A 1,476-nucleotide genomic window follows, 5' to 3' on the forward strand; every position below is an offset into this window, starting at 1 on the left:
GTTCAAGAACTCGGCCTGGAGCTTTGCGCCGCAGCTGATCCAGCCCCTCTTCGACGCCGGCCGCAACCGCGCCAACCTGGCCGGAGCACGTGCGTCGCGGGACATTGCGCTGGCCCAGTACGAGAAGGCCATCCAGACCGCCTTCCGCGAGGTCGCCGACAGCCTCGCGGRCCGCGCCACGCTGGCCGAACAGCGCGCCGCACTGGCTGCCCAGGTGGAAGCCGAGACTCGCCGCCTGAACGCGGCCGAGCAGCGCTACACGGCCGGTGTCTCCAGCGCCCTGGACCGGTTGGACGCACAGCGCTCGCTGTTCGCGGCCCAGCAGACCCTGGTGCAGGTGCAAAGCCAGCGCGCGCAGAACCTGGTGGCGCTGTACCGTGCCTTGGGCGGCGGAGGCTGACCCCATGCGCGGGCTGGCGCTTGCCCTTGTCCTGCTGGCGCTGCTGCCAACGGCGCAGGCCCAAGGGACGCTGCGAGAACGCATCAAGGCCCGCATTGAGGAGCGCCGCGCCGACAAGGGCGGCGGCCTGCAGGAGCTGCAGGTGCAGGGCCGCAAGGTGCTGGTCCATCTGCCGACGGGTTATGACGCCAGCCGCCCCGCGCCGCTGGTGCTGGCCTTCCACGGCGGCGGCGGCCATGCCGGGTACATGGCCGACGACGAGAAATACGGCTTGCAGAAGAAGGCCGACCAGGCCGGCTTCGTCGTCGCCTTCCCCAATGGCTACAGCAAGCTGCCGGGTGGGAAGTTCGCCACCTGGAACGCCGGCGGCTGCTGCGGCGACGCGCGCGACCGCAATGTGGACGACGTCGCCTTCGTCCGCGCCACCGTCATGGCGATCAAGGAAAAATACAGCATCGACGCCAGCCGCGTCTTCGCCACCGGCATGTCCAACGGCGGCATGCTCAGCCACCGCCTGGCCTGCGAGGCCGCCGATGTGTTCCGCGCCGTCGCTTCGGTCGCCGGCACCGATGCCACCGCCAGCTGCGCGCCGAGCAAGCCCATCGCCGTGCTGCACATCCACGCCAAGGATGATGACCATGTGCTCTTCAACGGCGGCGCCGGCCAAGGCGCCTTCCGCGACGAGAGCAAGGTCATGAGCTTCATCTCCGTGCCCGAGACGATCTCGCGCTGGGTGCAGCGCGACCACTGCGCGGTGCCGCCCCAGCGCGTGCTCGACAAGCCCGGCGCCACCTGCGAGACCTACAGCGGCTGCAGCGGCGGCGTCAGCGTGCAGCTCTGCGTCACCGAGACCGGCGGCCATTCCTGGCCCGGCGCGCAAAGCGTGCGCCGCGGCAAGGAGGCGGCCTCACAGGCGCTGGACGCCAACGACGTGATCTGGCGCTTCTTCGAGCAGGCCTCACGCTAGACCCTGCTGGAATCGCTTCCAATTTTCTGACCCATACTGCGCCGCACAACCAATGCCGCCCTCGCCGCCATGCGTTTCCTGACTGCCGCCCTCCTCCTTGCCACCAGCC

2 protein-coding genes are annotated in these 1,476 nt (G+C 69.8%); both read left to right on the forward strand.

The window, feature by feature from the left end:
- Positions 1–400, forward strand: a 400-nt coding sequence (locus AC1DU6_RS30980; RefSeq protein ID WP_477861952.1) for a TolC family protein, incomplete at its 5' end; no start/stop codon positions are given.
- 4 nt (positions 401–404) lie between these two features.
- Positions 405–1,367: an extracellular catalytic domain type 1 short-chain-length polyhydroxyalkanoate depolymerase gene (locus tag AC1DU6_RS30985; RefSeq protein WP_457322515.1), complete on the forward strand. Its 963-nt coding sequence runs from the start codon at positions 405–407 to the stop codon at positions 1,365–1,367.
- Positions 1,368–1,476: the final 109 nt, after the last annotated feature.

It is taken from the genome of Roseateles sp. P5_B10, from assembly GCF_056400485.1.

What these genes read in the sequence shown, in the direction of transcription:
- AC1DU6_RS30985 (WP_457322515.1), top strand. Translation starts at nt 405, where the DNA reads ATGCGCGGGCTGGCGCTTGCCCTTGTCCTGCTGGCGCTGCTGCCAACG.